We start from the raw sequence: 2,273 nt of genomic DNA, 5'->3' as shown, positions 1-2,273 counted from the left end.
GCGTAGGACCGGATTCCGATCCGGTCATCCCCTGCCACTTCTTCCCATCTCACCGCTGCCGAGTCGTAAATCATCCACTCATAACGAAGGTTCTCCAAGTCCCCGATGTAGGCAACTGAGTCGAGGGAGAAGTCGATCTCGCTGTTGCGCTGGAGGGTTAAGGAGAGGGTGTCGGGGGTGTGGGAGGCGATGAAAAGGTCAGTTGTTTCGACGCGCCAGAGCACTGCCGTTGCAAACTCGTCATTACGGATTTCGCACCGGACTCGATAGGTGCCTTGTTCGGGGAAGGTAATGGTGATGGCGGCGTCGCTACCCACTCGCTGGTCGTCCAAGCGCCAGGTGTAGAAGATCTCGCGCCGCCATTGGTCGCGCGCTACCACCCGGAAGCGGATCGAATCTCCGGTCAGAACGAAGAGGACGGAGTCCTGCGGCTCGTGTTCGATAACGATGGGCGCGTCCTGTTCCGGCTCAATGCGGATGACGACGGCGGAAGTGTTTGTGTCTGGTGGATTTTCGGAGAACTGTGTCAGCGCTCCCGCGGCGATCAGCGCGCCTTCGTCGTTGACGATGATACTACGCAGAAAGTTGACATTCTGGGGTGTGAAATCGCGGTCGTTGAAAGCGATGACATTCTGCCAGCGAACTTGGCCTTGAGCGGTGATGCGAGTTACAAACGGGCGGTTCCAAGTGCCCTGAGTGGCACAGATCGCATAACCGCCGCCGGGCATCCGAGTGTGATTGAGCCCCAGCACTATCGCACCCATAACTCCATCATGTGGCTGGGGAAGTTCATACTCTCGATCCCATTCGACTCGACCTTCGGCGGACAACTTGACCACCGCGAGAGCATAGTCTGCATTGTTCGGAGTTGACGATCCGGTCAACAGAAATCCGCCCTCCTCGGAAGAAGTTATGCTTCCGCATACTGAAGTGCGGCCATTGACACTATGAAGTGCGTTCCAGTTGACATTGCCCTCAAAATCAACTCTTATGGCCCACATCGCTAATCCCATCCCAATTTCCGGCGCCTGCCTATAGCCTGCTGCAATGAGGCCACCATCTGTTTCGCGAACACCCCAGAAGACGCCAGATCTCTCAACATCATATTCTCTATGCCAGATTTCCTCACCATCCTCATCTATTATGTAGATAATGCCGGCATTATTACCTCTTGATTTTCCGCAAAGGGCGAATCTTCCGTCCTTCAATTCGATAATTGAATTGCCATGTCTACCGCTCTCGTAAAGACGCTCCCAAATCAATTCACCTTGTATGCTGACGCGCATTACTCGAAGTTGTTCTTCGCGTGTATCACCTACAAAACCAACCAAGACCAAGTCTTCGTTATCGGCTTGAATCATATAATTCACTCCATCCTGCTCATCTTCTACATCGTATATTCCCGACCACTCTTGATTATAATCCCGGTCTGCCTTGATGATCCAGGCTGCATGCGGTCCGGGACCACGGCCGCGTGCCACGATATTTCCAGGACCCTGCATATTATATCCGCACATAGAATATCCTCCATCGGCAGTTTGTATGATGCGATGGAATGATTCCTTCGTTCCAGTGTCGAAGATAACGGCGCGCTCGAGCCTAGGCTGGCTAAAAGCGTCGTAGCCCGCCGCTGCCATAGTAATATACAGTATGCTTGAAACTATTCGAGGGATAGGTCTCATTGGTGTTTCCAATGATCAATTGCCGCTTTGAGTGCGATGGGGGTGGATGCGAATCTCGCATCCACCCCCATTATTGCGCCACTACTATTCAATCAACCAATTCAGTCCAAGTGTCGGATACTCGATTTCAGCCGGTGATTGGCCCGGATTGTTTGGTGTGCGCTGTGAATCGAGGATTGCCTTCCAGATGGTTGCGGTGGAGTGCGGCGTCTCCTCGAAAACTGCAAATCCATCGCCATCGGTGAGGATAGGATCAGAGTAGGTCCAGTCATTGGCGCCAGGACCCGTCTTGATGACGAAGACGATCTCGACATTTGGCTCACCATCGATGCCATTGGTAGTGACCCAAACGACATGCTCTGCCGCCCACGCCTGCGGCGCGGCGAAGAGGGTGATGACCGCCAGAAGAACCAGCAGGGCGGTCGCGAAGATTGAACGGTGGGACATTGCGTCCTCCTTGCAGTAGGGTTGACGTTGAGCCCGGGCTATTGCAGCCCGAGCCGTAGCCCGAGCCGTAGCCCGAGCCGTAGCCCGAGGCAAGGTTTTCACAAAATACGGCTGCAAGTGGAAGTTGTCAAGGGATTTTGCGAG

At 53.9% G+C, this 2,273-nt stretch carries 2 protein-coding genes; both read right to left on the bottom strand.

What is annotated here, in order from left to right:
* Positions 1–1,481 (bottom strand): hypothetical protein (locus FJY67_12110; GenBank protein ID MBM3330188.1); only part of this gene is annotated, 1,481 nt, incomplete at its 3' end.
* A 285-nt stretch (positions 1,482–1,766) separates the two neighbouring features.
* Positions 1,767–2,231, bottom strand: coding sequence for a hypothetical protein (locus tag FJY67_12105; GenBank protein MBM3330187.1), 465 nt, complete (start codon positions 2,229–2,231; stop codon positions 1,767–1,769).
* Positions 2,232–2,273: the final 42 nt, after the last annotated feature.

The organism is Calditrichota bacterium (assembly GCA_016867835.1).
Taxonomy (GTDB): domain Bacteria; phylum Electryoneota; class AABM5-125-24; order Hatepunaeales; family Hatepunaeaceae; genus VGIQ01.
The sequence above is the reverse complement of the archived record's forward strand: the minus strand, read 5'-3'. Positions and strand labels throughout refer to the sequence as shown.